This window comes from Variovorax sp. HW608, from assembly GCF_900090195.1.
Classification (GTDB): domain Bacteria; phylum Pseudomonadota; class Gammaproteobacteria; order Burkholderiales; family Burkholderiaceae_C; genus Variovorax.
The window spans coordinates 4,121,833-4,147,246 of the sequence record NZ_LT607803.1; the positions used below are offsets into that span (position 1 = coordinate 4,121,833).

The window sequence follows — 25,414 nt, forward strand, 5'->3', positions numbered from 1 at the left end:
ATGGCCCGCCGCAGCGTCCAGTACACGACGAGCCCCTTGCTCGCCAGCAAGACTCCGGTCTGGCGGAGCAAGTTCATCGTCGCGGGCATCGCGTTCGGCTTCATCGTGCTCGCCGCGCGCGCAGCCTACGTGCAGGTGATCGACAACGCCTTCTTCCAGCGCCAGGGCGAGGTGCGCTTCACCCGCACGCTCGAGCTGCCGGCGAACCGCGGGCGCATCCTCGACCGCAACGGCCTGCTGCTCGCGCAGAGCGTGGTCGCGCCGAGCATCTGGGCGATCCCCGAGGACATCGAGCGCGACGATCCCGAGGTCAAGGCCAAGCTGCGGCAGGTCGCCAAGCTGCTCGACATGCCGCAGAAGGACTTCGACAAGAAGCTCGAGGACGAGGACAAGAGCTTCGTCTGGGTCAAGCGCCAGGTCGATGAGCCGATCGCGAAGGAAATCGCGGCACTCAACATCAAGGGCATCTACCAGCGCAAGGAATACAAGCGCCAGTACCCCGAGGGCGAATCGGCGGCGCACGTGGTGGGCTTCACCAACGTCGAGGACAACGGCCAGGAAGGCATCGAGCTCGCCTTCAACAAGGAGCTGGCGGGCAAGCCGGGTTCGCGCCGCGTCATCAAGGACCGCCTCGGCCGCGTGGTCGAAGGCGTGGGCGAGCAGGTGCCGCCATCCGAGGGCAGGGACATCCAGCTGAGCATCGACAGCAAGGTGCAGTTTTTCGCCTACCAGAAGCTGCGCGACGCGGTGACCTTCCACAAGGCCAAGGCCGGCAGCGTGGTGGTGCTCGACTCGATCACCGGCGAAGTGCTGGCGCTGGCCAACTACCCGAGCTACGTGCCGGACAAGCGCCAGAACCTCACCGGCGAGCAGCTCCGCAACCGCGCACTGACCGACGTCTTCGAGCCCGGCTCGACGATGAAGCCGATCACGGTCGCCACCGCGCTCGAAGCCGGCCGCATCAAGCCGCAGACCATCATCGAAACCTCGCCGGGGCGCTACAGCCTCGGCGGCTTCACGATCAGCGACACCCACAACTACGGCTCGCTCACCGTCGAAGGCGTGATCCAGAAGTCGAGCAACATCGGCGCCCTGAAGATCTCGCAGAAGATGACGCCCCACGAGATGTGGGACACCTACACCGCGCTCGGCTACGGCCAGAAGCCCCAGATCCAGTTCCCCGGCGCGGTCACCGGCCGCCTGCGCCCGTGGAAGTCGTGGAAGCCGGTCGAGCAGGCCACCATGGCCTACGGCTACGGCCTGTCGGCGTCGCTGTTCCAGATGGCGCATTCGTACACCGCCTTCGCGCACGACGGCGACGTCATTCCGGCGACCATCCTCAAGAGCAGCGAGCCCGCCGTCGGCGTCAAGGTGTTCTCGCCGCAGACCGCTGCGTCGGTGCGCAAGATGCTGCAGATGGCGGCCGGGCCCGGCGGCACCGGTCCGCTCGCGCAGACCATCGGCTATTCGGTGGGCGGCAAGTCCGGCACCGCGCACAAGCAGGTCGGCCGCGGCTACGCGAGCAAGCAGTACCGCTCGTGGTTCACCGGCCTGGCCCCGATCGAGAAGCCGCGGATCATCGTCGCGGTGATGATCGACGAGCCGAGCAACGGCCAGTATTTCGGCGGCATCGTGGCCGCCCCGGTGTTCAGCGAAGTGGTTCAGCAGACGCTGCGCATGATGAACGTGGCGCCCGACCTCGCGGTCAAACCCCTGGTGGTGACCAAGGGCGTGGAAGAGAGCTTCTGATGACGACGATGCTTCGCACCCCCGACGAAGCCGCGCGCTGGCTGCGCTCGCGCGTGCGCGGGGCGCTGCACGCCGACAGTCGCGCCATCGGCGCCGGCGACGGCTTCATCGCCTGGCCCGGCGCGGCCACCGATGGCCGGCGCTTCGTGCGGGCCGCGCTGGCGCAGGGCGCGGCGGCCTGCCTGGTCGAGGCCGAGGGCAGTGCGGTCTTCGGATTCGAAGGCGAAGCGATCGCGACCTATCCGGGCCTGAAGGCCGCGACGGGGCCGATCGCGGCCGCCTACTACGAGAACCCCTCCGCGCAGCTCGACGTGCTCGCGGTCACCGGGACCAACGGCAAGACGTCCACCGCGTGGTGGCTCGCCGAGGCATTGTCGCGCTCCGGCCGCGCGCCGTGCGCGGTCGTCGGCACGCTGGGCGTGGGCGTTCCGCCCGGGCTCACCTACACCGGGCTGACCACGCCCGACCCGGTGCTGCTGCAGCGCGAGCTGCGCCGCTTCGCCGATCGCGGCTTCGGCGCCTGTGCGATCGAGGCGTCCTCCATCGGCATCGTCGAGCGGCGGCTCGACGGCACGCGGATCGGGGTCGCGGTATTCACCAATTTCACCCAGGACCATCTGGACTACCACGGCAGCATGGATGCCTACTGGCAGGCCAAGGCCGAGCTGTTCCTCTGGCCCGGCCTGCGTGCGGCGGTGGTCAACATCGACGACCTGCATGGCGCCGCGCTGGTGGGCAATCTGATCGCGACCGGCGTCGGCGTGCTCGACGTCTGGACCGTCTCGGCCGCCGGTGCGCCCGCGCGGCTCGTGGCCGAGGACATCGGCTACGACGCCGAGGGCCTCGGCTTCAGCGTCGTGGAGCGGGGCTCGCCGCCGGTGCGGCTCGCGACGCAGCTCATCGGCCAGTACAACGTCTCGAACCTGCTCGGCGTGATCGGCACGCTGCGGGCGATCGGGCTGTCGCTCGAAGACGCCGTGGCCGCCTGCACCGGCCTTGACAGCGTGCCGGGCCGCATGGAACGGCTCAGCGTGGCCGGCCACCCGCTGGCGGTCGTCGACTATGCGCACACGCCCGACGCGCTCGACAAGGCCCTCGCGGGGCTGCGTCCGCTGGTGCAGCAGCGCGGCGGCGCGCTGTGGTGCGTGTTCGGCTGCGGTGGCGATCGCGACAGCGCCAAGCGCCCGATGATGGCCGCCGTCGCCGAAAAGCGGGCCGACCGCGTGGTCGTGACCAGCGACAACCCGCGCAGCGAGAAGCCCTCCGCGATCATCAGCCAGATCCTGCTCGGGCTGGCCAGCCCCGAGGCGGCGCAGGTCGAGCCCGACCGCGCCAGGGCGATCGCCGGCACGCTGGCGCAGGCCCGTCCCGAGGACGTGGTGCTGATCGCCGGCAAGGGCCACGAGGCATGGCAGGAGATCGCCGGCGAACGCATCGCGTTCTCCGACCGCACGCATGCCATCGAAGCGCTCACCCGAAGGAGCGGCGCATGACCGAATCGCAAGCCATGGTTCCGATGATGACGCTCGGCCAGGCGCATGCCTGGGTCCGGGGTTCGCGCCTGGTCGGCGATCCCGCGACGCCCATCCTGCGCGTCCACACCGATACGCGCACGCTCGCCGCCGGCGATCTGTTCGTGGCGCTGAAGGGCGAGCGTTTCGACGCCAACCAGTTCCTGGCCGACGCGAAGGCGCGCGGCGCGGTCGCGGCCTTCGCGCACGGCGGTCTCGAAGCCGTGGGCCTGCCGGGCCTCGAGGTGCCGGACACGCTGGTCGCGCTCGGTGCGCTCGCGGCCGGCTGGCGCGGCCAGTTCGACCTGCCGCTGATCGCGGTCACCGGCAGCAACGGCAAGACCACGGTGACGCAGATGATCGCGTCGATCCTGCGCGTTGCCAGCGGCGAAGGCGCGCTCGCGACCGCCGGCAACTTCAACAACGAGATCGGCGTGCCGCTGACCCTGCTGCGGCTGCGGGCGCGGCACCAGCGCGCGGTGGTCGAGCTCGGCATGAACCATCCGGGCGAGATCGCGCGGCTGGCGGCGATCGCCAAGCCCACCATCGCGCTGGTCAACAACGCGCAGCGCGAGCACCAGGAATTCATGGCTACCGTCGAGGCGGTGGCGCGTGAGAACGCCTCGGTCTTCTCCGCGCTGCCCAACGGCGGCACGGCGGTGTTCCCCTTCGGGGACGAGTTCACGCCGCTGTGGCAGGCGATGGCGCGCGAAGGCGCGACGCGGCGCACGCTGACCTTCGGTGTGCACCCCGATGCGGATATCGCCCTGGTGGCCGCCGAATGGCAGCACGGCGCCTGGAAGTTCGAGGCCCGCACGCCGGTCGGCGACGTGCGCTGCGCGCTGCGCATCGCGGGCCGCCACAACGTGGTCAATGCGCTGGCGGCCATCGCCTGCTCGCTGGCCAGCGGTGCCTCGCCGGCCCGGATCGCCGAAGGGCTGGCCGCGTTCGAACCGGTCAAGGGCCGCTCCAAGGCCGCCGAGCTTCGCCTCGCCGACGGCCGCACGATCACGCTCGTCGACGACACCTACAACGCCAACCCCGATTCCATGCGCGCCGCGATCGACGTGCTCGCGAGCCTGCCCGCCCCGCGCATGCTGGTCATCGGCGACATGGGCGAGGTCGGCGACCAGGGTCCTCAATTCCATTCCGAAGTCGGTGCCTGGGCGCGCGAGTGCGGCATCGAGACCGTGTTCGCGCTCGGCAGCGAAACGGTGCACAGCGTCTTCGCGTACGGCGCCCCAGCCGACGGCCAGGCCCGGCATTTCGGCGACATCGATTCGCTCAACGCCGCCGTGCTCGCGCAACTGCCGGCCGCCGCAAGCGTCCTGGTGAAGGGGTCGCGCTTCATGAAGATGGAGCGCGTGGTGCAGGCCGTCATCGCTTCGGTGCCACAACAACAAGACAGGGAGGCCGGTCATGCTGCATGAACCGCGCTCGTTCACATCATGCTGATGACACTCGCCCAATGGCTGCAGGCGATGTCGCCGGAACTCGGGTTCCTGCGCGTCTTCCAGTACCTGACCTTCCGCGCCTTGATGGCGTCGTTGACCGCGCTGCTGTTCGGACTGGCCGCGGGGCCCTACGTCATCCGCCGCCTCACGGCGCTCAAGATCGGCCAGCCGGTGCGCGGCTATGCGATGGAGACGCACCTCACCAAGAGCGGCACGCCCACCATGGGCGGCGTGCTCGTGCTGTTCTCGATCGCGCTCGGGACGCTGCTCTGGTTCGATCTGTCGAACCGCTTCGTCTGGATCGTGCTGTGGGTCACGCTGGGCTTCGGCGCGATCGGCTGGGTCGACGACTGGCGCAAGGTGGTGCGCAAGGACCCCGAGGGCATGCGCTCGCGCGAGAAGTACTTCTGGCAGTCGGTGGTCGGCGCGGTCGCGGCCTTCTACCTGCTGTTCAGCATCTCGGAGAGCTCCAACTGGCGCGTGCTCGAACTCTTCTTCTCCTGGGTGCGTTCCGGCTTCGACCTCGATTTCCCACCCAAGATCAACCTCCTGGTGCCCTTCTTCAAGGAAGTGAGCTATCCGCTCGGCGGCATCGGCTTCGTGATCCTGACCTACCTGGTGATCGTCGGCGCCAGCAACGCGGTGAACCTCACCGATGGCCTCGACGGGCTGGCGATCATGCCGGTGGTGATGGTCGGTTCCTCGCTCGGCGTCTTCGCCTACGTCACCGGGAGCGCGGTGTACTCGCGCTACCTGCTGTTCCCGCACATCCCGGGCTCGGGCGAGCTGCTGGTGTTCTGCTCGGCGATGGCGGGCGCGGGTCTCGCGTTCCTGTGGTTCAACACGCACCCGGCGCAGGTGTTCATGGGCGATGTGGGCGCGCTCGCGCTCGGCGGTGCGCTCGGCACCATCGCCGTCATCGTGCGCCAGGAGATCGTGTTCTTCATCATGGGCGGCATCTTCGTGGTCGAGGCGATCTCGGTGATGGCGCAGGTCACCTACTTCAAATACACCAAGAAGCGCTTCGGCGAAGGGCGGCGCGTGCTCAAGATGGCGCCGCTGCATCATCACTTCGAGAAGAGCGGCTGGCGCGAGACGCAGGTCGTGGTGCGCTTCTGGATCATCACGATGCTGCTGTGCCTCGTGGGTCTCTCCACCTTGAAGCTGCGCTAGGACGACCATGCTGCATCTCAAGGACCTCCACGTTCTGATCCTCGGTCTCGGTGCGTCCGGGCTGGCGATGGCGCGCTGGTGTGCACGCCACGGCGCGAAGGTCACCGTGGCCGACACGCGCGAGGCGCCGCCCCAATTGGCGACGCTGCGCGAAGAGCTGCCCGCCGCGGCTTTCGTCGGCGGACCGTTCGCGGCAGGGCTGATCGAAGGCACGCCGGTGCGGGCGGTGTACCGCTCGCCCGGGCTTTCGCCGGCCAGCGTGGCGGCAGTGGCCGACGCCGCACGCGCGGTCGGCCTGCCGGTGGGCGGCGAACTGGATCTGTTCGCGCAGGCGCTGGCCGATCTGCGCATGACGTCGCTGACCGTGGAAGCCGAAGCGGCCGAACCCCCCGATGCGGCCGACGTGCAAGCCGCACTGGAGCCGCAGAGCTCCGCGTCGACCGGCGCGACCGAAGGCGCATCCGCGCCTGGGGACGAGGACGACGATTCGTTCACGCCAGCGCCCGAAGCCGTCGTGCCGCCGCCCAAGCCCGAGGGCTACGCGCCCGCCGTGCTCGCGATCACCGGCACCAACGGCAAGACGACCGTCACCGCGCTCACCGGCCAGCTGGTCGAACGTGCCGGCAAGACGGTCGCGGTCGCCGGCAACATCGGCCCGACCCTGCTCGACACCCTGTCGGAGCGCATGGACGCGGGCACGCTGCCCGAGGTCTGGGTGCTCGAACTGTCGAGCTTCCAGCTCGACGGCGTGCAGGGCTTCGAGCCGACGGCGGCCACGGTGCTCAACATCACCCAGGACCACCTCGACTGGCACGGCGACATGGCCGCCTACGCGGCGGCCAAGGCGCGCATCTTCGGCAAAGAGGGTGTGATGGTGCTCAACCGTGACGACGAAGCGGTGATGGCGATGCGCCCCGCGCCGGTCAAGCTCGCCAAGGGGCAGCTGCCCCGCAGCGTGGTGAGCTTCGGCGCGGGCATGCCGACGCGCCCGGGCGACTACGGCATCGAGAAGCTGCACGGCATGACGTGGCTGGTCCGCGCGCTCGAAGCCGACGAGACGCAGAAGCGCAAGCGCGGCGCCGCCGCCCTGGAAGAAGAGATCCACATCCAGCGCCTGATGCCCGCCGATGCGCTGCGCATCCGGGGCCGGCACAACGCGCTCAACGCGCTGGCATCGCTCGCGCTCGCGTCGGCCGCGGGCTGCCAGCTCGCGCCGATGCTCTACGGCCTGCGCGAGTACCAGGGCGAGCCGCACCGGGTCGAGCCGGTCGCGATCGTCAAGGACGTCGAGTACTTCGACGACAGCAAGGGCACCAACGTCGGCGCGACGGTGGCCGCGCTGATCGGCCTGGGCGAAGACCGCCGGGTGGTCGTGATCCTCGGCGGCGACGGCAAGGGGCAGGACTTCACGCCGCTCGCCGCGCCGGTGCGCCAGTACGCACGCGCGGTGGTGCTGATCGGGCGCGATGCGCCGCAGATCGAATCGGCCCTCGAATCCACCGGCGTCTCGATGCAGAAGGCCGCGTCGCTGCCCGAAGCGGTCCAACTGGCTTCGGAGCGCGCGCAACCCGGCGATGCGGTGCTGCTGTCGCCGGCCTGCGCCAGCTTCGACATGTTCAAGGACTACGCGCATCGCGCTGCCGTGTTCTGCGAGACCGTGCAGGACCTCGCGGCGGAAGGAGGGCTGGCATGAGCGCTGCCGTCCCCAACGCTAGGGCCGGCCGCTTCGCCGGCTGGTTCAGCCGCGCCAAGAGCGGCATCGACGCACTGCCGATCCACCTCCCGGTGCGGCTCGGCAGCGCCGGCATGACGCAGACCAAGGCCGCGCCGGTGCGCGTGCTGGGCTTCGACCAGGCGCTGGTCTGGGTCACGGTCGCGCTCCTGGCCTGGGGGCTGGTGATGGTCTATTCGGCATCCATCGCGATGCCGGACAACCCGCGCTTCGCGCGCGCCGGCTACAGCCCCGTCTTCTTCCTCACGCGCCATGCCGCATCGCTCGTGATCGCCTTCGTCGGCGGCATGCTGGCGTTCCAGGTGCCGATGCGGACCTGGGAGCGCGCGGCGCCGTGGCTCTTCGTCGTGTCGCTGCTGCTCTTGGTGGTGGTGCTGATCCCGCACCTCGGCATCAACGTCAACGGTGCACGGCGCTGGCTGCCGCTGGGCTTCATGCGCTTCCAGCCCTCGGAGCTCGCGAAGCTCGCGATGATTCTCTACGCGGCCAGCTACATGGTGCGCAAGATGGAGATCAAGGAACGCTTCTTCCGCGCAGTGCTGCCGATGGGCATCGCGGTGGTCGTGGTCGGCATGCTGGTGATGGCCGAGCCCGACATGGGCGCCTTCATGGTGATCGCGGTGATCGCGATGGGCATCCTGTTCCTTGGCGGCGTGAACGCGCGCATGTTCTTCGTCATCGCCGCGCTCGTGGTGGTGGCCTTCGGCACGATCGTCGCGACCAGCCCGTGGCGGCGCGAGCGGATCTTCGCCTACCTCGATCCGTGGAGCGAGGAGCACGCGCTCGGCAAGGGTTACCAGCTGTCGCACTCGCTGATCGCGATCGGCCGCGGCGAGATCTTCGGCGTCGGCTTGGGCGGCAGCGTCGAGAAGCTGCACTGGCTGCCCGAGGCGCACACCGACTTCCTGATGGCCGTGATCGGCGAGGAGTTCGGCCTCGTGGGCGTGCTGATGGCGATCGGCCTGTTCCTCTGGCTCACGCGCCGCATCATGCACATCGGCCGGCAGGCGATCGCGCTCGACCGCGTCTTCTCGGGTCTCGTGGCACAGGGCGTGGGCATCTGGATCGGCTTCCAGGCCTTCATCAACATGGGCGTGAACCTCGGCGCGCTGCCGACCAAGGGGCTCACGCTGCCGCTCATGAGCTTCGGCGGCTCGGCCATCCTGATGAACGTGATCGCGCTCGCCGTGGTGCTGCGCATCGACTACGAGAACCGTGTCCTCATGCGGGGAGGGCGTGTATGAGCGCAGCGCTGGGCCGCCCCGAGCAAGCTCGGCCTTGCAGGCCGCGCCGCTGCGAGACGCAGCGTCCCTTCATGCCGTCCAAGTCTGCCCGCGCAGACTTGGAGCCGCGGCATTCAGCCCCCTCGGGGGGCAGCGAGGACATGCAATGCCGAGCGTGGGGGCGTGTATGACCAGGACGGCGCTTGTCATGGCGGGCGGCACGGGCGGCCACATCTTCCCCGGCCTTGCGGTGGCCGAGGCGCTGCGCGATCGCGGCTGGCGCGTGCACTGGCTGGGCGCGCCCGGCAGCATGGAGCACCAGCTGGTGCCGCCGCGCGGCTTCGCCTTCGAGCCGGTGCAGTTCGGCGGCGTGCGCGGCAAGGGGCCGCTCACGCTGGCGCTGCTGCCGATGCGCCTCTTGCGCGCCTTCTGGCAGAGCCTGGGCGTGGTGCGGCGCGTCAAGCCCGATGTGGTGGTCGGCCTCGGCGGCTACATCACCTTCCCGGGCGGCATGATGAGCGTGCTGGTCGGCAAGCCGCTGGTGCTGCACGAGCAGAACTCGGTCGCGGGCCTGGCCAACAGGATCCTCGCGGGCGTCGCGGACCGCGTGTTCACCGCGTTCCCGAACGTGCTCAAGAAGGCGCAGTGGGTGGGCAACCCGCTGCGCGCGGCGTTCACCTCGCAGGGCGAGCCGTCGGCCCGCTTCGCCGGCCGCACCGGGCCGCTCAAGCTGCTGGTCGTCGGCGGCAGCCTGGGCGCGAAGGCGCTCAACGCGGTGGTGCCCAAGGCGCTCGCGATGATCGCGCCGGCCCAGCGCCCGAGCGTCACGCACCAGAGCGGCGCCAGGCAGATCGACGAGCTCCGCGCCAACTACGCCCAGGCGGGCGTCGAGGGCGAGCTCACCCCCTTCATCGACGACACCGCTCGCGCCTATGCCGACGCCGACCTCATCGTCGCGCGCGCCGGCGCGAGCACCGTCACCGAAATCGCGGCCGTCGGCGCAGCAGCGCTGTTCGTGCCTTTCCCTTCCGCGGTGGACGACCACCAGACCACCAACGCGCGCTTCCTCGTCGACGCGGGCGGCGGCTGGCTCGTCCAGCAGACTGAACTGACACCTGAAGTGCTGGCTGACTTGCTACAGAAAACCGGGCGCGATGCGCTCCTGGACCGGGCCCTGAAAGCCCGAACGATGCGAAAGACCGAGGCGGTGGACGCCGTGGTCCGCGCCTGCGAGGAACTCGCCGAACCCGTACGTGGAGGGCGCTCATGAAACACGCGATCCGACGCATTCACTTCGTCGAGTCCAGCAAAGCCGACGAAGATTCTTGCCGACATGGAGGCCGCGCATGAAGCACGCTATCCGTCACATCCACTTCGTCGGCGTGGGCGGCTCGGGCATGAGCGGGATCGCCGAGGTGCTGCTCAACCTGGGCTACAAGATCTCCGGCTCGGACCTTGCCGACAGCGCGACGCTGCGGCGGCTCGCGGGCCTGGGCATCACCACCTTCGTGGGCCACGATGCGGCGCACATGGCGGGCGCGGATGCGGTCGTCACCTCGACCGCCGTGCATGCCGACAACCCCGAGGTGGTCGCGGCGCGCGAGAAGCGCATCCCCGTGGTGCCGCGCGCGCTGATGCTCGCGGAGCTGATGCGGCTCAAGCAGGGCATCGCGATCGCCGGCACCCACGGCAAGACGACCACCACGAGCCTCGTCGCGAGCGTGCTCGCCGCCGCCGGGCTGGACCCGACCTTCGTCATCGGCGGCCGGCTCAACAGCGCGGGCGCGAATGCGCAGCTCGGCAGCGGCGACTACATCGTGGTCGAGGCCGATGAGTCGGACGCCTCGTTCCTGAACCTGCTGCCGATCATGGCGGTGGTCACGAACATCGACGCCGACCACATGGAGACCTACGGGCACGACTTCGCGCGGCTCAAGAAGGCCTTCGTCGACTTCCTGCACCGCATGCCGTTCTACGGCGTCGCGATCCTCTGCACCGACGATCCGGCGGTGCGCCAGATCGTGACCGAGGTGTCCTGCCCGGTCACCAGCTACGGCTTCGACGAGGGTGCCCAGGTGCGCGCGGTCAACGTCCGCGCGGTCGGCGCGCAGATGCACTTCACGGCCCAGCGCCGCAACGGCGTGACGCTGCCCGACCTCGACATCGTGCTGAACCTGCCCGGCGAACACAACGTGCGCAATGCGCTGTCGGTGATCGCGGTCGCGGTCGAGCTCAACATCCCCGATGAAGCCGTGCAGCGCGGCCTGGCCGACTTCAAGGGCGTGGGCCGGCGCTTCCAGCGCTATGGCGAAGTCCCGGCCGCCCAGGGCGATGCCGGCAGCTTCACGCTGATCGACGACTACGGCCACCACCCGGTCGAAATGGCCGCGACCATCGCGGCCGCGCGCGGCGCGTTCCCGGGACGGCGGCTGGTGCTGGCCTTCCAGCCGCACCGCTTCACGCGCACGCGGGACTGCTTCGAGGACTTCGTCAAGGTCATCGGCCAGGCCGATGCGGTGCTGCTGGGCGAGGTCTATGCCGCCGGCGAGGCGCCGATCGTGGCGGCCGACGGCCGCTCGCTCGCACGCGCGCTGCGCGTCGCGGGCAAGGTCGAGCCGGTGTTCGTCGACGACATCGCGGAGATGCCCCAGGCCATCCTGGACAACGCGCGCGCCGGCGACGTGGTGATCTGCATGGGCGCGGGCTCGATCGGCGGCGTGCCCGCCAAGGTCGTTGAAATTGGAACGCGCGAAGGGAGTGCGCAGTGAGCGTGATCGACCCCAAATCCTTCGGCAAGGTTGCCGTGCTGTTCGGCGGCAGTTCGGCCGAACGCGAAATCTCCATCATGTCCGGCACGGGCGTGCTGGCCGCGCTGCAGTCGAGCGGCGTGGATGCGCATGCCTTCGATCCCGCCGAACGGGATCTCGTCGAGCTGCGTCGCGATGGCTTCCAGCGCTGCTTCGTCGCGCTGCACGGCCGGCACGGCGAGGACGGCACCGTGCAGGGCGCGCTCGAACTGCTCGGCATCCCCTACACCGGCTCGGGCGTGATGGCATCGAGCGTGGCGATGGACAAGGTCATGACCAAGCGCATCTGGCAGGCCGACGGCCTGCCGACGCCGCATTACGTGCGCCTCGCCTTCGACCAGCAGAGCCGCGAGCAGATCAACGCAGTGCCCGACGTGCTCGGCCTGCCGCTGATCGTCAAGCCGCCGCGCGAGGGTTCGTCGATCGGCGTGACCAAGGTCGACGGCTATTCGCAGATGCAGGACGCGGTCGCGCTCGCGGTGCGCTACGACGCCGATGTGCTGTGCGAGGAGTTCATCGAGGGCGAGGAAGTCACCTGCGCGGTGCTCGGCAGCGGCCTCGACGCGGTCGCGCTGCCGGTGGTGCGCATCGCCGCACCCGAAGGCGCCTACGACTACCAGAACAAGTACTTCACCGACGACGTGAAGTACCACTGCCCGAGCGGCCTGCCGCCGGCGGAGGAGGCGGAGATCCGCCGCATCACGCTGGCGGCCTACCACCAGCTCGGCTGCCGTGGGTGGGGGCGCGCCGACCTGATGATCCGGGCCAGCGACCGCAAGCCCTTCCTGCTCGAGATGAACACCTCGCCGGGCATGACCAGCCATTCGCTCGTGCCGATGTCGGCGCGCGCGGCCGGCATCGCCTACGAAGAACTCTGCCTGCGGGTGCTCGCTTCTGCGACGCTCGATTCCGGGTCTGGACGTACGGAAGACTAGACATGGCCGATAGCATTCCCGTGCCCTTCGACGTCAAGCTCATGAACGTGACCGCGAGCCTGGTGTTCGCGCTGTTCGCGCTCATGATGCTGGCCGCGGGCGCATGGTGGGTGCTGCGTCAGCCCTTCTTCCCGCTGGCCGGCATCAAGGTCGACGGCGAGGTCACGCACAACAATGCGGTGACCTTGCGCGCCAACGTGGCGCCGCAGCTCGCGGGCAACTTCTTCACGGTCGATCTCGCACGTGCGCGCGCGGCCTTCGAATCGGTGCCGTGGGTGCGCAAGGCCGTGGTCCGGCGCGAGTTTCCGAACAAGCTGCGCGTGACGCTGACCGAACAGCAGCCGGTCGCGCACTGGGGCGACGAGGCCGGCTCGCGGCTCATCAACGGCTTCGGCGAGGTCTTCGATGCCAACGTGGCGGAAGTCGACGACGACCTGCCGCGCCTCGACGGGCCGGTCGAGCAGGCGGGGCAGGTGCTCGGCATGTACCTCGTGCTGGCGCCGCTTTTCAAGCCCTATGACCTCGCGCTCACCGACCTGACGCTGTCGAGCCGCGGGAGCTGGCGCGCGACGCTCGACAGCGGCGCGGTGATCGAGCTCGGCCGCGGCCAGGGCGAGGAAGTGGTGGCGCGTACGCAGCGGTTCCTGCGCACGGTCACACCGGTGGCGAGCCAGTACGGGCGAACGGTTGCGTCGGTCGAAGGCGCCGATCTTCGGCACAACGAAGGGTACGCGCTGCGGCTGCGCGGCGTGACGACGGTCGTGCCCGACCTGCCGAAGAAAAAGTAAGCACAAGAGAGAAAGCGAACAGAGGAAGCTTCATGTCCAAAGACTACAAAGATCTCGTTGTCGGCCTCGACATCGGCACCGCCAAGGTGATGGCGGTGGTCGCCGAAGTGCTGCCGAGCGGCGAGCTCAAGCTGGCGGGGTTGGGGATCGCGCCGAGCAACGGACTCAAGCGCGGCGTGGTGGTGAACATCGATGCGACGGTGCAGAGCATCCAGCAGGCGCTCAAGGAAGCCGAGCTGATGGCCGACTGCAAGATCAGCCGCGTCTACACCGGCATCACCGGCAGCCACATCCGCGGCATCAATTCGAGCGGCATGGTGGCGGTCAAAGACAAGGAAGTCACGCCGGCCGACGTGGCGCGCGTGGTCGAGACGGCGCGCGCGATCAACATCTCGAGCGACCAGCGCCTCCTGCTCGTCGAGCCGCAGGAGTTCGTGATCGACGGCCAGGACGTCAAGGAGCCGATCGGCATGAGCGGCATGCGGCTCGAAGCCAAGGTGCACATCGTGACCGGTGCGCAGAGCGCGGCCGAGAACATCATCAAGTGCGTGCGCCGCTGCGGCCTCGAAGTGGATCAGCTGATGCTGAACCCGCTCGCATCGAGCCAGGCGGTGCTGACCGAGGACGAGCGCGAGCTCGGCGTGGTGCTGGTCGATATCGGCGCGGGCACGACCGACGTCGCGATCTTCACCAACGGCGCGATCCGGCATACGGCGGTGATCCCGATCGCGGGTGATCTCATCACCAGCGACATCGCGATGGCGCTGCGCACGCCGACCAAGGACGCCGAAGACATCAAGGTCGAGAACGGCTTTGCCAAGCAGCTTTTGGCCGATCCCGAAACGCAGGTCGAGGTGCCGGGGCTCGGCGATCGCGGACCTCGTCTTCTGAGCAAGCAGGCGCTCGCGGGCGTGATCGAGCCGCGCATCGAGGAGATCTTCTCGCTGGTGCAGCAGGTGATCCGCGAATCGGGCTACGAGGAGGTGCTGTCGTCCGGCGTGGTGCTCACCGGCGGCAGCGCGGTGATGCCCGGCATGGTGGAACTCGGCGAGGACATCTTCCTGAAGCCGGTGCGCCGGGGCATTCCCAAATATTCGAGCGCGCTGTCCGATATGGTGGCGCAGCCGAGGGCCGCGACCGTGATGGGGCTGCTCGAGGAAGCGCGCTACGCGCGCATGCGCGGCTTCAAGGTGGCACAGAAGAATGGCTCCGTGAAGACGGCCTTCGGCCGCTTCAAGGACTTCATCGTAGGGAACTTCTGATGACGAACGGCTCCCCACTCTGGCTGGCGCGTGCGGGGCCGCCGCGGCATTTCAACGAGCGATGGCGAAGAACCGGACCACCGCGCTGACACGTCAACGGTTCCAACAACAAATTCATTCACAAACATGGCAACTGCATATTCAAGGAGTCAGAACATGGCAATCGAAATGATCGAGATCGAGGAGTTCAATCAGGGAACTCAGATCAAGGTGATCGGCGTCGGGGGTGGCGGCGGCAACGCGGTCGCGCACATGATCGATCGTGGCGTGCAAGGTGTTCAGTTCATCTCCGCAAACACCGATGCGCAGGCGCTGTCGCGCAGCAATGCGCACAAGACCATCCAGCTCGGCACCAACGGCCTGGGCGCGGGCAGCAAGCCCGAGAAGGGCCGCGATGCCGCGGAAGCCGCGGTGGACGACATTCGCGAAGCCATCGCCGGCGCGCACATGCTGTTCATCACGGCCGGCATGGGCGGCGGCACCGGCACGGGCGCCGCGCCGGTCATCGCGCGCGTCGCGAAGGAAATGGGCATCCTCACCGTCGGCGTGGTGACCAAGCCCTTCGACTGGGAAGGCGGCCGCCGCATGACCAACGCCGAAACCGGCCTGAACGAGCTCGAAGCCAACGTCGATTCGCTGATCGTGGTGCTCAACGAGAAGCTGCTCGACGTGCTGGGCGAGGACGTGACGCAGGAAGAGGCTTTCGCGCATGCCAACGACGTGCTGAAGAACGCGGTCGGCGGCATCTCGGAGATCATCAACGAGTACGGCGGCGTGAACGTCGACTTCGAAGACGTCCGCACCGTGATGGGCGAGCCCGGCAAGGCGATGATGGGCACGGCCGCCGCGAGCGGTCCGGACCGCGCCCGCATCGCCGCCGAGCAGGCCGTGGCCTGCCCGCTGCTCGAAGGCATCGACCTCTCGGGCGCCAAGGGCGTGCTGGTGCTGGTGACCGCATCGAAGGCTTCGCTGAAGCTGAGCGAATCGAAGCTCGCGATGAACACCATCCGCGCCTACGCATCGCCGGACGCGCACGTGATCTACGGTGCGGCCTACGACGACAACCTCGGCGACGAGATGCGCGTGACCGTGGTCGCGACCGGCCTCTCGCGCCAGGATGCCCGCCGCCAGGCGCCGACGCTCGAAGTGATCCGCACCGGCACCGACAACATCCCGTTCACCGTTCCTGCGCTCGGCGCGGGCGTCGGCCATGCTGCCAGCCAGCCGAACTACGACGGCATGGCGGTGCCCAGCGTGTGGCGCACCAACCGCACGATGGCCGCCGCGAAGGTGGATGCGCTGTCGTCGGGCGGGATGGACGATTTCGAGATCCCCGCCTTCCTGCGCCGCCAGGCCGACTGACGGGGGCGCGGTGGAAGCTATCGGGGACATAGCGAGGCGGGCGGTACGCCGGACGCCGCGCGCTTTTAAAATCGCGCCCGTGCTTCCACAACGTACCCTCAAATCGATCAGCCGCGCCGTCGGCGTGGGGCTCCACAGCGGCCAGCGCGTGGAGCTCACCTTGCGTCCTGCGCCGGTGAATCACGGCATCGTGTTCCGGCGCGTGGACCTGCCCGAGCCGGTCGAGATCCCGATGACCGCCGAGGCGGTCACCGACACGCGCCTCGCTTCCACCGTGTCCTCGGGCGGCGCGAAGGTGCAGACGGTCGAGCACCTGATGTCGGCCTGCGCCGGCCTCGGCATCGACAACCTGCTGATCGACATTACCGCGGACGAAGTGCCGATCCTCGACGGGTCCGCGTCGTCCTTCGTGTTCCTGCTGCAAAGCGCCGGCATCGAGCTGCAGAATGCCCCGCGCCGCTTCATCCGCGTGACGCGGCCCATCGAGGTACGCGAAGGCCAGGGCGCCGACGAGAAGTGGGCGCGGCTGGAGCCCTACCACGGCTTCAAGCTCAGCTTCGAAATCGACTTCGACCATCGCGTGGTCAGTTCGACCGGGCAGCGCTTCGAGTTCGACCTCGGCAGCGGCTCCTACAGCCAGGACATAGCCCGCGCGCGCACCTTCGGGTTCACCAAGGAAGTCGAGTACATGCGCTCGAAGGGGCTGGCGCTCGGCGGCGGTCTCGATAATGCGATCGTGATGGACGACACCAAGGTGCTCAATGCCGGGGGCCTGCGCTACGACGACGAGTTCGTCAAGCACAAGATCCTCGACGCGATGGGCGACCTCTACGTCATCGGCCAGCCGCTGCTGGCGGCCTACAGCGCCTTCCGCTCGGGCCACGCGCTCAACAACAGGCTGCTGCGCGAGCTGCTCGCGCAGGGCGATGCGCACGAGATCGTGACCTTCGACGACGAGCGCCGCGCGCCGGCCGGCTTCGCCGAGGTCGCGCGCGCCTGGTAGCCGACGAGCACGATGCTGCTCTTCCGCTGGGCCATCCTGCTGCTTCTGCTGGTGGCCGGCGCGTCGTTCGCGATCTACGCGGCCACGGCGCAGGTCAGGTACCGGCGCTTCGGCTGGATCGTCCTCAAATGGACGCTGCTGGCGGCGTTCGGCTTCTTCGCGGTACTGATCGCCGAGCGCGCTTTCTAGCGGCGACTTAGCGCGTGCGCCCCTGCCGGTATCGTCCGGCGAGCCCCTTCTCCAGCATCGCCGCCGTCTCCAGACGCGCCATCGAGCGCCCGACGTGCGCATGCGTGATGGCGATCCCCAGCGCGTCCGCCGCATCGCTGCCGGGCAGCCCGGGCAGCTGAAGCAGGCGCTTCACCATCTCCTGCACCTGGGCCTTGGCGGCGCTGCCGTGTCCCGCGACGGCCTGCTTCATCTGCAGTGCCGTGTATTCGGCCACGCTCAGGTTGCAGGCAACCAGTGCGGTGAGACAGGCGCCGCGCGCCTGCCCGAGCAGCAGCGTGGACTGCGGATTGACGTTGACGAACACGATTTCGACCGCCGCCGCGTCGGGCTTGTAGCGCTCGTTGATCTCGCCGATGCCGTCGAACAGCACCTTGAGGCGCGTGGGCAACTGGCCCTTGCCGATGTGGCGCGTGCTGATGGTGCCGCTCGCCACGTAGCGCAGCGAATGGCCTTCGACGTCGACCACGCCGAAACCGGTGGTCTGCAGGCCGGGGTCGATACCGAGGATGCGCATCGGGCCCTTATACGTTGAAGTACCAGCGCACCGCGTGGAAGAACACCGGCGCTGCGAAGCAAAGCGCATCCACGCGGTCGAGCAGGCCGTTGGCGCCCGTCACGCCCACGCCGCGCTGGCCCCAGTTGGGAATGCCGCGGTCGCGCTTGAGCGCCTTCATCACCAGGTGGCCCATCGAGCCGGCCGCGCAGGCGATCAGCGACATCGCGAGCGCCTGCCCGTACTTGAACGGCGTGATGAACGAGAGCAGCGCACCGAAGAGACTTGCGATCACCATGCCCAGCGCCCAGCTCGTCCAGTTGAAGCTGCGGCTCACGTGGGGCGCGAAGGGCGCCTGCACGAACAGGCGATGCCTGAGCGGACCGAGCCTGCCCTCGGGCGTCTCGCCAGGCGGTGCGCCGCTGGCCGGCATCGAACTTCGCCGCGAGACGAGGTGCTGCACCAGCATGCAGGTCTGGACCACGACCACCAGGTAGAACACGAGGAACGCGCTCTTGCCCTCGTAGCGCGGGAAGGAAAGCAGCAGCAGCGCCGGCACGTGGCTGAGCCCGTAGACGCAGACCATGATCCCCCATTGCAGCTTGGCATTGCGTTCCAGGAAGTGGCTCGGATCGTCGGCCAGCGCGCTCACCACCGGGATCGCGAGAAAGACGTACACCGGGATGAACACGGTGAAGAGGTCGAAATGCGCGGTCGCCACCAGCCAGAACTGGATCGGCAGCACGACGAAGAAGGCCAGGATCAGGCTGCGATGGTCGCCGCGCCGCGTGGGCGAGAGCGTGATGAACTCGCGCAGCGCGAAGAAGGAGATGAGCGCGAAGAGCACCGTCGCGACCGTTTCGCCCAATGCCCAGCCGATCCAGAAGACGACCGCCATCACCCAGCTGGTGCGCAGCAGCGAGCGGAAATGCTGCAGTTCGCGCTGCCAGATCTCGTCGTGGACCGGGTTGCGCCTGTCCCTGAAGCTCAGCAGGAAGGCGGCCGTGCTCATGATGAAAAGGATCCCGAAGACGATGAGGAAGAGGGTCGCGACCTGCCGGGTCGGCGTGAGATTGCGCAGGAATTCGTTAGACATCGCGCAACGCCATCACCGCCTCGCGGGCGCGATCGAGGAACAGGCGGCGCTCCTCGCCCTGCTCGAGGCGTATCGGCGCACCGAAGGTCACCGAGCACAGGATCGGCACCGGCACCACCTCGCCCTTGGGCATGACGCGCTGCACGTTGTCGATCCACGCGGGCACCAGCACGACCTCGGGGAACATCTGCGCCAGCGTGAAGAGACCCGACTTGAATTTTTGCGGCACGCCGGTGTTGCCGCGCGTGCCTTCGGGAAAGATGATGATCGAGTCGCCGCTTCGCAGCGCTTCGACGAGCGGCTGCAGCGGTGCGAGCGCCTCGGCGCTTCCGGGGATGACCGGCGCTGCCACCGCGGCGCTGCCGCCGCGCTCGACATAGATCGCGTTGAAGACTTCCGTGGTGATCCAGCGCTTGAGCGGCGTCGTCGCCCAGTAGTCGCGCGCGGCGATCGGCCGCGTGATGCTGCGCAGCTCCTGCGGCAACGCGGCCCAGATCATCACGAGGTCGAGATGGCTTTGATGGTTGGCGAAGTAGATGCGCTGCTCGGCCTTGGGCGGACACCCCCACCAGCGCGCCTGGGCACCCGTGAGCAGGCGGATGGCGGCCAGCAACCCCCATCCCATGAACTTTGCAAGCATGACTGATCATATGTGGCTCCCCGTCGCGCGTACCGGGCGGGCCTACAGCAGGATGCGCGAATTCCTACAGGGCGGCGCCGACGAAGCGAGGCAAGGTGAGCGGCCCGCGCCGATTCGGCCGGATCCATCCGCGAAGGGATCTCGATGAACGCCAATCCGCCTTCCGAGGCGCGACTGGGCTATGTGCCTGCATTCGACGGCATCCGCGCCATCGCGATCGCGATGGTGCTGGTCTTTCACGGCGGGTTCCATCCAGCAGGCGGCGGCTACCTCGGCGTGGACGTGTTCTTCGTGCTCTCGGGCTTCCTGATCACCAAGCTGCTGGCGGGCGAGCTGGAGCAGCAGGGACGTCTCGATGTCGCCTCCTTCTACGGGCGCCGGGCGCTCCGCTTGTATCCCGTGTTCCTGGTCGTGCTGGCCTGCGTGACCCTGCCGGGACGGATTCTCTGGCCGGGCATCCCGATCGGGCAGCACGCATTGCTGGCGGGCCTGTACCTCAATGACTACGCGCAGGCGCTGCACTACGTGCCGACGCCGCTGACCTACACCTGGTCGCTCGCGGTCGAGGAGCACTTCTACGTGCTGTGGCCGCTCGCGCTCCCCTTCGTCCTGCGCTCGCGCGACCCGGTCCGGCTGATGCTGATGCTCTATCTGCTGGTCTTCATGTGGCGTGTCTTCAACATGGCGATGCTCGGCTGGGAGCCGACCTATTTCCGTTTCGACACGCGGGCCAGCGGCATCGTCCTCGGATGCATGCTGGCGCTGATGCCGACCCAGGCACCGCCGAAGTACGCAGGCATCGTCGCGCTGATCCTGCTGCTGCTCGCCGCGGCCCCGGGCAGCTGGGGGCTGCCGTACGGCCTCGATCTGGCGTTGCCGGTCGCCGAGGTGTGTGCGGCGATCCTGGTGCTCTCTGCCTTTCATTCGAGCCATGAAGCACGGCTTTTGGCATGGGCGCCCCTGGCTTATGTCGGCAGGATCTCGTACGGCATCTACCTCTGGCATGCCCCGCTGATGTTCTGGCTGCGCGAGGCGGGGTACAGCCGGGTCACGGTCCTGATGGCCGGCACCTCGATGGCCGTGGCGCTGGCTGCGCTCTGCTACCACCTGATCGACCGGCCCGTGCGCACCCGGGGCCGTGCCGCCTTGGCGCGCTGGGCGCAATCGCGAGGACGGCTTCCCCGGGCGACGGCGGAACGGGATCTCGATTCGCCTGCCGATGCTCAGGGCAACTCGGCCGCCGGCATGCGCGCGACGATCGACGTGGTGCGGCCCGCGAGGTAGCTCGACCCCGGCCGGCGCTCGAAGAGCTTCGGGCTCGGGAGCATCACCGCGAGCCGTGCCGCCTCGCTCGTGCCGAGTCGCGCCGCGGGCTTGCGGTAGTAGTGCTGGGCCGCGGCCTCGGCGCCGAAGATGCCTTCGCCCCATTCCACGTTGTTGAGATAGATCTCGAGGATGCGCTGCTTGCCGAGCAGCATTTCGAGCGTGGTCGCGAGCACCAGCTCCTGCGCCTTGCGCAGCATCGTGCGTTCGCCCGACAGCAGCAGGTTCTTCGCCAGCTGCTGGGTGATGGTCGACCCGCCGCGCAACTGCGGCGGGCGCGCTTCCCTGCCGCGTGCGCGCATCTGCGCGGCGCGCCTGGCGGCGATCTCCTCGGCCTTGGCATTGCGCTGGCGGGCGCGTTCGATCGCTTCCCATTCCACGCCCTGGTGGTAGATGAACTCGCCGTCCTCGCTCGCGATCACGGCGCGCTTGAGCGAATCGGAGATCTGCGCATAAGGCACCCAGCGCTGGCGCCATTCGCGCTCGCCGTTGGCGCGGCCCTGCGTGGCGACCCGCCAGGCCTCGGAGCGCTGGAACGCCGTCGACTCGGGATCGAGCGCCGCCATCGCGGCGATGCGCAGGATGAAGAAGAGCTGCAGCGCAAGGGCCGCGATCAGCAGGCAGCCGAGCCAGCGCAGGAAGGGCTTCACTTGGCTTCGACGATCGCGCGCAGCTCGGCCAGCACGTCGGCCGTCGGCGGCCGCACGCCGCGCCAGGTCTGGAAGGCTTCGGCGGCCTGTTCCACCAGCATGCCGAGGCCGTCGCGCGGCACCGCGCCGTGCTCGCGCGCCCAGCCCATGAAGCCGGCCGCGGCCGGGCCGTACATCATGTCGACCGCGAGCGCACCGCGCTTGAGCACGCCGGCGGCCACCGGCACTTCGCCGCCGGCAAGGCTCGAGGCGGTGCCATTCACCAGCACATCGAACGAGCCCGGGACCGCGTGCAGCGCCTGCGCTTCGAGTTCGACGTGGTGCTTGAGCGCCAGCGCCGCGTGCTGCTGGACGAGCGCGATCGCCTTGGCGAGCGTGCGGTTCGCCACCACCAGCCGGCGCGGTCCGGCTTCGATCAGCGGACCGAGCACGCCGGCCGCGGCGCCGCCCGCGCCGAGCAGCAGCAGATCGCCACCCGCGATCGCGATGCCCGCGTGCAGCGTGATGTCGTTGACGAGGCCGATGCCATCGCTGTTGTCGCCGTGGATGCCGTCCTCGCGAAAGCTCAGCACGTTGACCGCGCGCGCGAGCGCGGCGCGCGGCGTCAGGTGCTGCGAGAGCGCTGCCGCATCGAACTTGAAGGGCACGGTGACGTTGCAGCCGCGCGCGGTGCCGGAGCTCTCGTTGCGGAAGGCCTCCACCGCCGCGTCGAAGCCGCCGAGCGGCACGAGCCGCCGGCCGTAGTCGAGCTGCTGCCCGGTCAGTTCGGCAAAGCGCGCATGGATCCACGGCGAACGGCTGTGTTCGACCGGATTGCCCATCACACAGTAGAGATCCACGGAGCCCCCCTTGTCTTCGTCATCTGGACGAGAGCTGGGTCTCCAGCGTCTCGTCGTGGGTGAACTTGAAGCGCGACGGCAGCACGATCTGGTCGGTCTGCCGCCGCATCGCATCGGTGAACTTGCCGAAGCTGCCGATGCTGCGCACGATGGCCTGCGCGCGGCGGTCGAGCACCTTGTTGCCGGAGCTTTCGATGACGTCGGTCGCGAGGATCGAGCCGTCGAAATTGACCGTCACCATCATCGTGAGTTCGCCGTACAGCTTCTTGCCGCCGGCTTCGGGGAAGTTCTCGGTGCCGCGCACTTCGATCCGGCGGCGCAGCGCATCGACGTAGGCCGCATAGGCGGCCTCGCGCGTGGCGGGACTGAGGTAGCGCTTCTTGGGCCTCGCGTTCTCTTCGTTGACGCGGCGCTCGATCTCGGCGAGCAGCTCGATGAGCTGGCGGCGCTTCTCCTCGCGCGCGGCGGCCTCGCTCGGGTCGCCCGTGCTGCGCGGATCGGTCGTCGTCGGCATCGCGGCGAGCTGCTGCTTGAGCTGCGCCAGCAGCAGCATCTGCTGCTGCTGCATGGTCTCGACCTGGCGCTGCGCGTCTTCCATCGAATCGCCGATGGTGGTGAAGGTCGAGGGCGGCAGCGGGCTGGTGGCGCGCCCCTTGTCGAGGTCGCCGCCGCCCGCGAGCGAGGTCTGCGCGATCGCCCGGGCCTTGTCCGGGCGTTCGTTGGTCTTGGCATTGACCAGGATGACCTCCAGCGGCGTTTCCTTGAAGACGCGGTTGAAGGACTCGGGGTCCACGAAGCGGACGGTCAGCAAGGCCGCGTGGGCGATGACCGACAGGCCGAGCGCAATCTGCAGCGTGCTGAAGTCACGCAGGTTCATCGCTCACCCCCAGCCTCGCCCACTTCGTGTGGCTCTGACACCCCCTTCCAGGGGGCAACCCCAGCGGCCCGGCAGAGCCGGTTCCGCGGGGTTCCTGGGTTGAGTCGCGCCGGGTTCATGCGTTGTGGAGTTCGCGGAGCGTGATGGGGAACTGACATGTCCGGCGGCCTTTCATGCAGGCGTGTTCTCTGTGGCAGCTTCGCTGTCGGTCAGGTCCACCGCGATCGCGATGGGGCCGGCGACTTCTTCCTCGTCCTCGGCGCCTTCTTCCTCGGGCGCCGCTTCGGCGGCAGCGGTGTCGAGCCGCGCGATGACCGTGCCGTGCACGTCCAGCGCGATCTCGTCGACCTCGCCGAGCTTGACGCGCACCCGCGCGCCGCGCTGCAGCCCTTGCGTACCGGTCACCTGGAACACCAGCGGCAGCGTGTCGGCGCGCACCATCGCGCCGTTCGGCACGTCCTTGATCAGCGTGGCGTCGAGCTCGGTGATGCCTTCCTGCTCCAGGTACTTGAGCGTCCAGAAGCGCTCCATGCCGCCCTGGTGCGCGTTGTAGGCGCTGTAGGCGGCGTCGAAGCCGGACAGGATCGAGAACAGGTCGGCGTCCTTCGGCTTGAAGGGCGCGGCGAGCGCGGCGGTCTTGCCGTGCCGCGCGGCGGCGATGATCTGCCACTGGTTCACGAGGTCGGTGTAGCGGCGCAGCGGCGAGGTGCTCCAGGCATAGCTCTTCACGCCGAGGCCCGCATGCGGCAGCGCGCGCGTGCCCATGCGCACCTTGATGCCGGGCAGCAGGCTGGCCTGGCTGCGGTAGAGGCCCGGCACGCCCAGTTCGGCGAGCCAGCCGCCCCAGCTGCTGTTGGCCAGGATCATGGCCTCGGAAACGATCAGGTCGAGCGGTGCGCCGCGCTGGCGCGTGGTGATCTGCACCTGTTCGGCGCCGCTGGGCTCGCCGTCGTTGCCCACGAGCCGGAAGGTGTAGTCGGGCCGGGTGAAGGTTTCGGGCTTGCCGCGAACCACTTCGCGCCGTGCCTTCAGGTGCTTCGCGAGGCGGAAGAGGAAGCCGAGCGGCTGGCGAACGCGCGTCGCCACCTCGGGCGTGCCGTCGGCCTGCACCGATGGGTCCTCGAGCCACGCCTGCGAGATCACGGTGTCGAGCTGGTCGTGGCGCAGGTTGGCAACGATCGGCACGCGCTCCAGGCGCGTCTCGGTCGACTTCAATTCGAGCGTCGATTCATCGAAGGTGGCGTAGAGCGACACGGCGGGGCAGTCGCGGCCTTCCTGCAGCGTGTAGGCATCGACCACGTGGTCCGGCAGCATCGTGATCTTGTAGCCCGGCATGTAGACCGTGGACATGCGCGAGCGCGCCACCTGGTCGATCGTGCTGCCCGGCAGCAGTGCGAGGCCCGGCGCGGCGATGTGGATGCCGACCACGACCGTGCCGCTGCCCAGGCCCTGCACCGAGAGGGCATCGTCGATCTCGGTGGTGTGCGAATCGTCGATCGAGAAGGCCTCGACCTTGGCCACGGGCAGGTCGTCCGCGATCGCGGGCGCATCGAGCCCGGGAAAGCCGGTGCCCTTCGGGAAGTTCTCGAACAGGAAGCGCCGCCAGTGGAACTGGTAGGACGAATCGATCGCGCCCGCCTGCTTCAGCAGTTCGAGCGGCGGGCGCTGGGTGGCGCGCGCCGCTTCGACCACCGCCTTGTATTCGGGCGCGTTCTTGTCGGGCTTGAAGAGGATCTTGAAGAGCTGCTCCCGCACGGGGGCGGGACATTCGCCCGCGGCGAGCTGTGCCGACCATTCGACGATCTGCGCCTGGAGGGCCTTCTTCTTCTCGATGGCGGCGAGCGCCTGCTGCAGGATCTCGGCCGGCGCCTTCTTGAAGCGGCCCTTGCCGGCGCGGCGGAAGTAGTGCGGCGCATCGAAGAGCGCGAGCAGCGCCGCGGCCTGCTGCGCCAGCGTGGGTTGGGCCTGGAAGTATTCGGCCGCGAGTTCCGCGAAGCCGAATTCGCCTTCGGGAGCGAACTCCCAGGCCAGATCGAGGTCGACGCCGGCGGCCAGCTCGCGCGCCTGCGCCACCAGCTCGGCCGGCGCGGGCTTTTCGAAGCGCAGCACGATGTTGGCGCCCTTGACCTTGACGCGCTTGCCGGTCTCGAGCTCGACCTGGGCCGATGACTCGGCCTCCGACAGGACGCGGCCGCCGAGGTACTTTCCGGCTTCTTCGAACAATACAAACATGGCGCGGATTGTCCCACGCAGTGCAGCGGCTTCC

Annotated in this window: 22 protein-coding genes; 15 read left to right on the forward strand and 7 right to left on the reverse strand. The window is 68.7% G+C overall.

Annotated elements, in window-relative coordinates; translation table 11 throughout:
- The 14 genes from VAR608DRAFT_RS19445 to VAR608DRAFT_RS37505 all read left to right on the forward strand — a co-directional run bounded on the left by VAR608DRAFT_RS19445 (nt 1) and on the right by VAR608DRAFT_RS37505 (nt 17,188).
- On the forward strand, nt 1-1,749 hold the full coding sequence (locus VAR608DRAFT_RS19445) for a peptidoglycan D,D-transpeptidase FtsI family protein (RefSeq protein WP_088955537.1): 1,749 nt from the start codon (nt 1-3) through the stop codon (nt 1,747-1,749).
- Complete coding sequence (locus VAR608DRAFT_RS19450; protein ID WP_088955538.1) at nt 1,749-3,242, forward strand: UDP-N-acetylmuramoyl-L-alanyl-D-glutamate--2,6-diaminopimelate ligase; 1,494 nt, start codon at nt 1,749-1,751, stop codon at nt 3,240-3,242. The genes VAR608DRAFT_RS19445 and VAR608DRAFT_RS19450 overlap by 1 nt, the downstream gene beginning before the upstream one ends.
- Complete coding sequence (locus VAR608DRAFT_RS19455; protein WP_088955539.1) at nt 3,239-4,690, forward strand: UDP-N-acetylmuramoyl-tripeptide--D-alanyl-D-alanine ligase; 1,452 nt, start codon at nt 3,239-3,241, stop codon at nt 4,688-4,690. The genes VAR608DRAFT_RS19450 and VAR608DRAFT_RS19455 overlap by 4 nt, the downstream gene beginning before the upstream one ends.
- A gap of 18 nt (nt 4,691-4,708) precedes the next feature.
- The gene (mraY, locus tag VAR608DRAFT_RS19460) at nt 4,709-5,887 is read left to right on the forward strand and encodes a phospho-N-acetylmuramoyl-pentapeptide-transferase (RefSeq protein ID WP_088955540.1); all 1,179 of its coding nucleotides are present in this window, start codon (nt 4,709-4,711) and stop codon (nt 5,885-5,887) included.
- Nucleotides 5,888-5,894: 7 nt separating this feature from the next.
- Nucleotides 5,895-7,580: a UDP-N-acetylmuramoyl-L-alanine--D-glutamate ligase gene (gene murD / locus VAR608DRAFT_RS19465; RefSeq protein WP_088955541.1), complete on the forward strand. Its 1,686-nt coding sequence runs from the start codon at nt 5,895-5,897 to the stop codon at nt 7,578-7,580.
- Nucleotides 7,577-8,863: a putative lipid II flippase FtsW gene (gene ftsW, locus VAR608DRAFT_RS19470; RefSeq protein WP_088955542.1), complete on the forward strand. Its 1,287-nt coding sequence runs from the start codon at nt 7,577-7,579 to the stop codon at nt 8,861-8,863. The genes murD and ftsW overlap by 4 nt, the downstream gene beginning before the upstream one ends.
- 166 nt (nt 8,864-9,029) lie before the next feature.
- Complete coding sequence (murG, locus tag VAR608DRAFT_RS19475; protein WP_088955543.1) at nt 9,030-10,112, forward strand: undecaprenyldiphospho-muramoylpentapeptide beta-N-acetylglucosaminyltransferase; 1,083 nt, start codon at nt 9,030-9,032, stop codon at nt 10,110-10,112.
- A gap of 76 nt (nt 10,113-10,188) precedes the next feature.
- The gene (gene murC, locus VAR608DRAFT_RS19480; RefSeq protein ID WP_088955544.1) at nt 10,189-11,610 is read left to right on the forward strand and encodes a UDP-N-acetylmuramate--L-alanine ligase; all 1,422 of its coding nucleotides are present in this window, start codon (nt 10,189-10,191) and stop codon (nt 11,608-11,610) included.
- Nucleotides 11,607-12,584: a D-alanine--D-alanine ligase gene (locus VAR608DRAFT_RS19485; RefSeq protein ID WP_088955545.1), complete on the forward strand. Its 978-nt coding sequence runs from the start codon at nt 11,607-11,609 to the stop codon at nt 12,582-12,584. The genes murC and VAR608DRAFT_RS19485 overlap by 4 nt, the downstream gene beginning before the upstream one ends.
- A 2-nt stretch (nt 12,585-12,586) precedes the next feature.
- A complete protein-coding gene (locus VAR608DRAFT_RS19490; RefSeq protein WP_088955546.1) occupies nt 12,587-13,372 on the forward strand; it encodes a cell division protein FtsQ/DivIB in 786 nt (261 codons plus the stop codon).
- A gap of 32 nt (nt 13,373-13,404) precedes the next feature.
- Nucleotides 13,405-14,634: a cell division protein FtsA gene (ftsA, locus tag VAR608DRAFT_RS19495; RefSeq protein WP_088955547.1), complete on the forward strand. Its 1,230-nt coding sequence runs from the start codon at nt 13,405-13,407 to the stop codon at nt 14,632-14,634.
- 156 nt (nt 14,635-14,790) lie between these two features.
- The gene (gene ftsZ, locus VAR608DRAFT_RS19500) at nt 14,791-15,996 is read left to right on the forward strand and encodes a cell division protein FtsZ (protein ID WP_088955548.1); all 1,206 of its coding nucleotides are present in this window, start codon (nt 14,791-14,793) and stop codon (nt 15,994-15,996) included.
- 79 nt (nt 15,997-16,075) lie between these two features.
- Nucleotides 16,076-16,999 (forward strand): UDP-3-O-acyl-N-acetylglucosamine deacetylase, encoded by a 924-nt coding sequence (gene lpxC, locus VAR608DRAFT_RS19505; RefSeq protein ID WP_172843875.1) that lies wholly within the window; start codon nt 16,076-16,078, stop codon nt 16,997-16,999.
- Between the two features lie 12 nt (nt 17,000-17,011).
- Complete coding sequence (locus tag VAR608DRAFT_RS37505) at nt 17,012-17,188, forward strand: hypothetical protein (protein WP_172843876.1); 177 nt, start codon at nt 17,012-17,014, stop codon at nt 17,186-17,188.
- A gap of 7 nt (nt 17,189-17,195) precedes the next feature.
- Here the strand turns inward: VAR608DRAFT_RS37505 and ruvC are convergent, their stop codons facing one another.
- From ruvC to VAR608DRAFT_RS19520, 3 genes are read right to left on the reverse strand one after another with little or no spacing between them, the layout of a single operon-like run.
- The gene (ruvC, locus tag VAR608DRAFT_RS19510; protein ID WP_088955550.1) at nt 17,196-17,744 is read right to left on the reverse strand and encodes a crossover junction endodeoxyribonuclease RuvC; all 549 of its coding nucleotides are present in this window, start codon (nt 17,742-17,744) and stop codon (nt 17,196-17,198) included.
- Nucleotides 17,745-17,751: 7 nt separating this feature from the next.
- Nucleotides 17,752-18,819 carry a phosphatidate cytidylyltransferase gene (locus VAR608DRAFT_RS19515; protein WP_088955551.1) on the reverse strand — a complete coding sequence of 356 codons (1,068 nt, stop codon included), beginning with the start codon at nt 18,817-18,819 and terminating at the stop codon, nt 17,752-17,754.
- Nucleotides 18,812-19,459 (reverse strand): lysophospholipid acyltransferase family protein, encoded by a 648-nt coding sequence (locus VAR608DRAFT_RS19520; RefSeq protein ID WP_088955552.1) that lies wholly within the window; start codon nt 19,457-19,459, stop codon nt 18,812-18,814. The genes VAR608DRAFT_RS19515 and VAR608DRAFT_RS19520 overlap by 8 nt, the downstream gene beginning before the upstream one ends.
- Before the next feature lie 144 nt (nt 19,460-19,603).
- Here VAR608DRAFT_RS19520 and VAR608DRAFT_RS19525 point away from each other — a divergent pair, with 144 nt between their 5' ends.
- A complete protein-coding gene (locus tag VAR608DRAFT_RS19525; RefSeq protein WP_088955553.1) occupies nt 19,604-20,743 on the forward strand; it encodes an acyltransferase family protein in 1,140 nt (379 codons plus the stop codon).
- Here the strand turns inward: VAR608DRAFT_RS19525 and mtgA are convergent.
- From mtgA to VAR608DRAFT_RS19545, 4 genes are all read right to left on the reverse strand, one after another.
- Complete coding sequence (mtgA, locus tag VAR608DRAFT_RS19530; RefSeq protein WP_088955554.1) at nt 20,683-21,432, reverse strand: monofunctional biosynthetic peptidoglycan transglycosylase; 750 nt, start codon at nt 21,430-21,432, stop codon at nt 20,683-20,685. The genes VAR608DRAFT_RS19525 and mtgA overlap by 61 nt on opposite strands.
- Nucleotides 21,429-22,271: a shikimate dehydrogenase gene (gene aroE, locus VAR608DRAFT_RS19535; protein ID WP_088955555.1), complete on the reverse strand. Its 843-nt coding sequence runs from the start codon at nt 22,269-22,271 to the stop codon at nt 21,429-21,431. Before aroE ends, mtgA begins: the two co-directional genes overlap by 4 nt.
- Nucleotides 22,272-22,290: 19 nt before the next feature.
- The gene (locus VAR608DRAFT_RS19540) at nt 22,291-23,148 is read right to left on the reverse strand and encodes an energy transducer TonB (RefSeq protein WP_088955556.1); all 858 of its coding nucleotides are present in this window, start codon (nt 23,146-23,148) and stop codon (nt 22,291-22,293) included.
- Between the two features lie 171 nt (nt 23,149-23,319).
- Nucleotides 23,320-25,380, reverse strand: a complete 2,061-nt coding sequence (locus VAR608DRAFT_RS19545) for a ribonuclease catalytic domain-containing protein (RefSeq protein WP_088955557.1) — start codon at nt 25,378-25,380, stop codon at nt 23,320-23,322.
- Between the last annotated feature and the right edge of the window lie 34 nt (nt 25,381-25,414).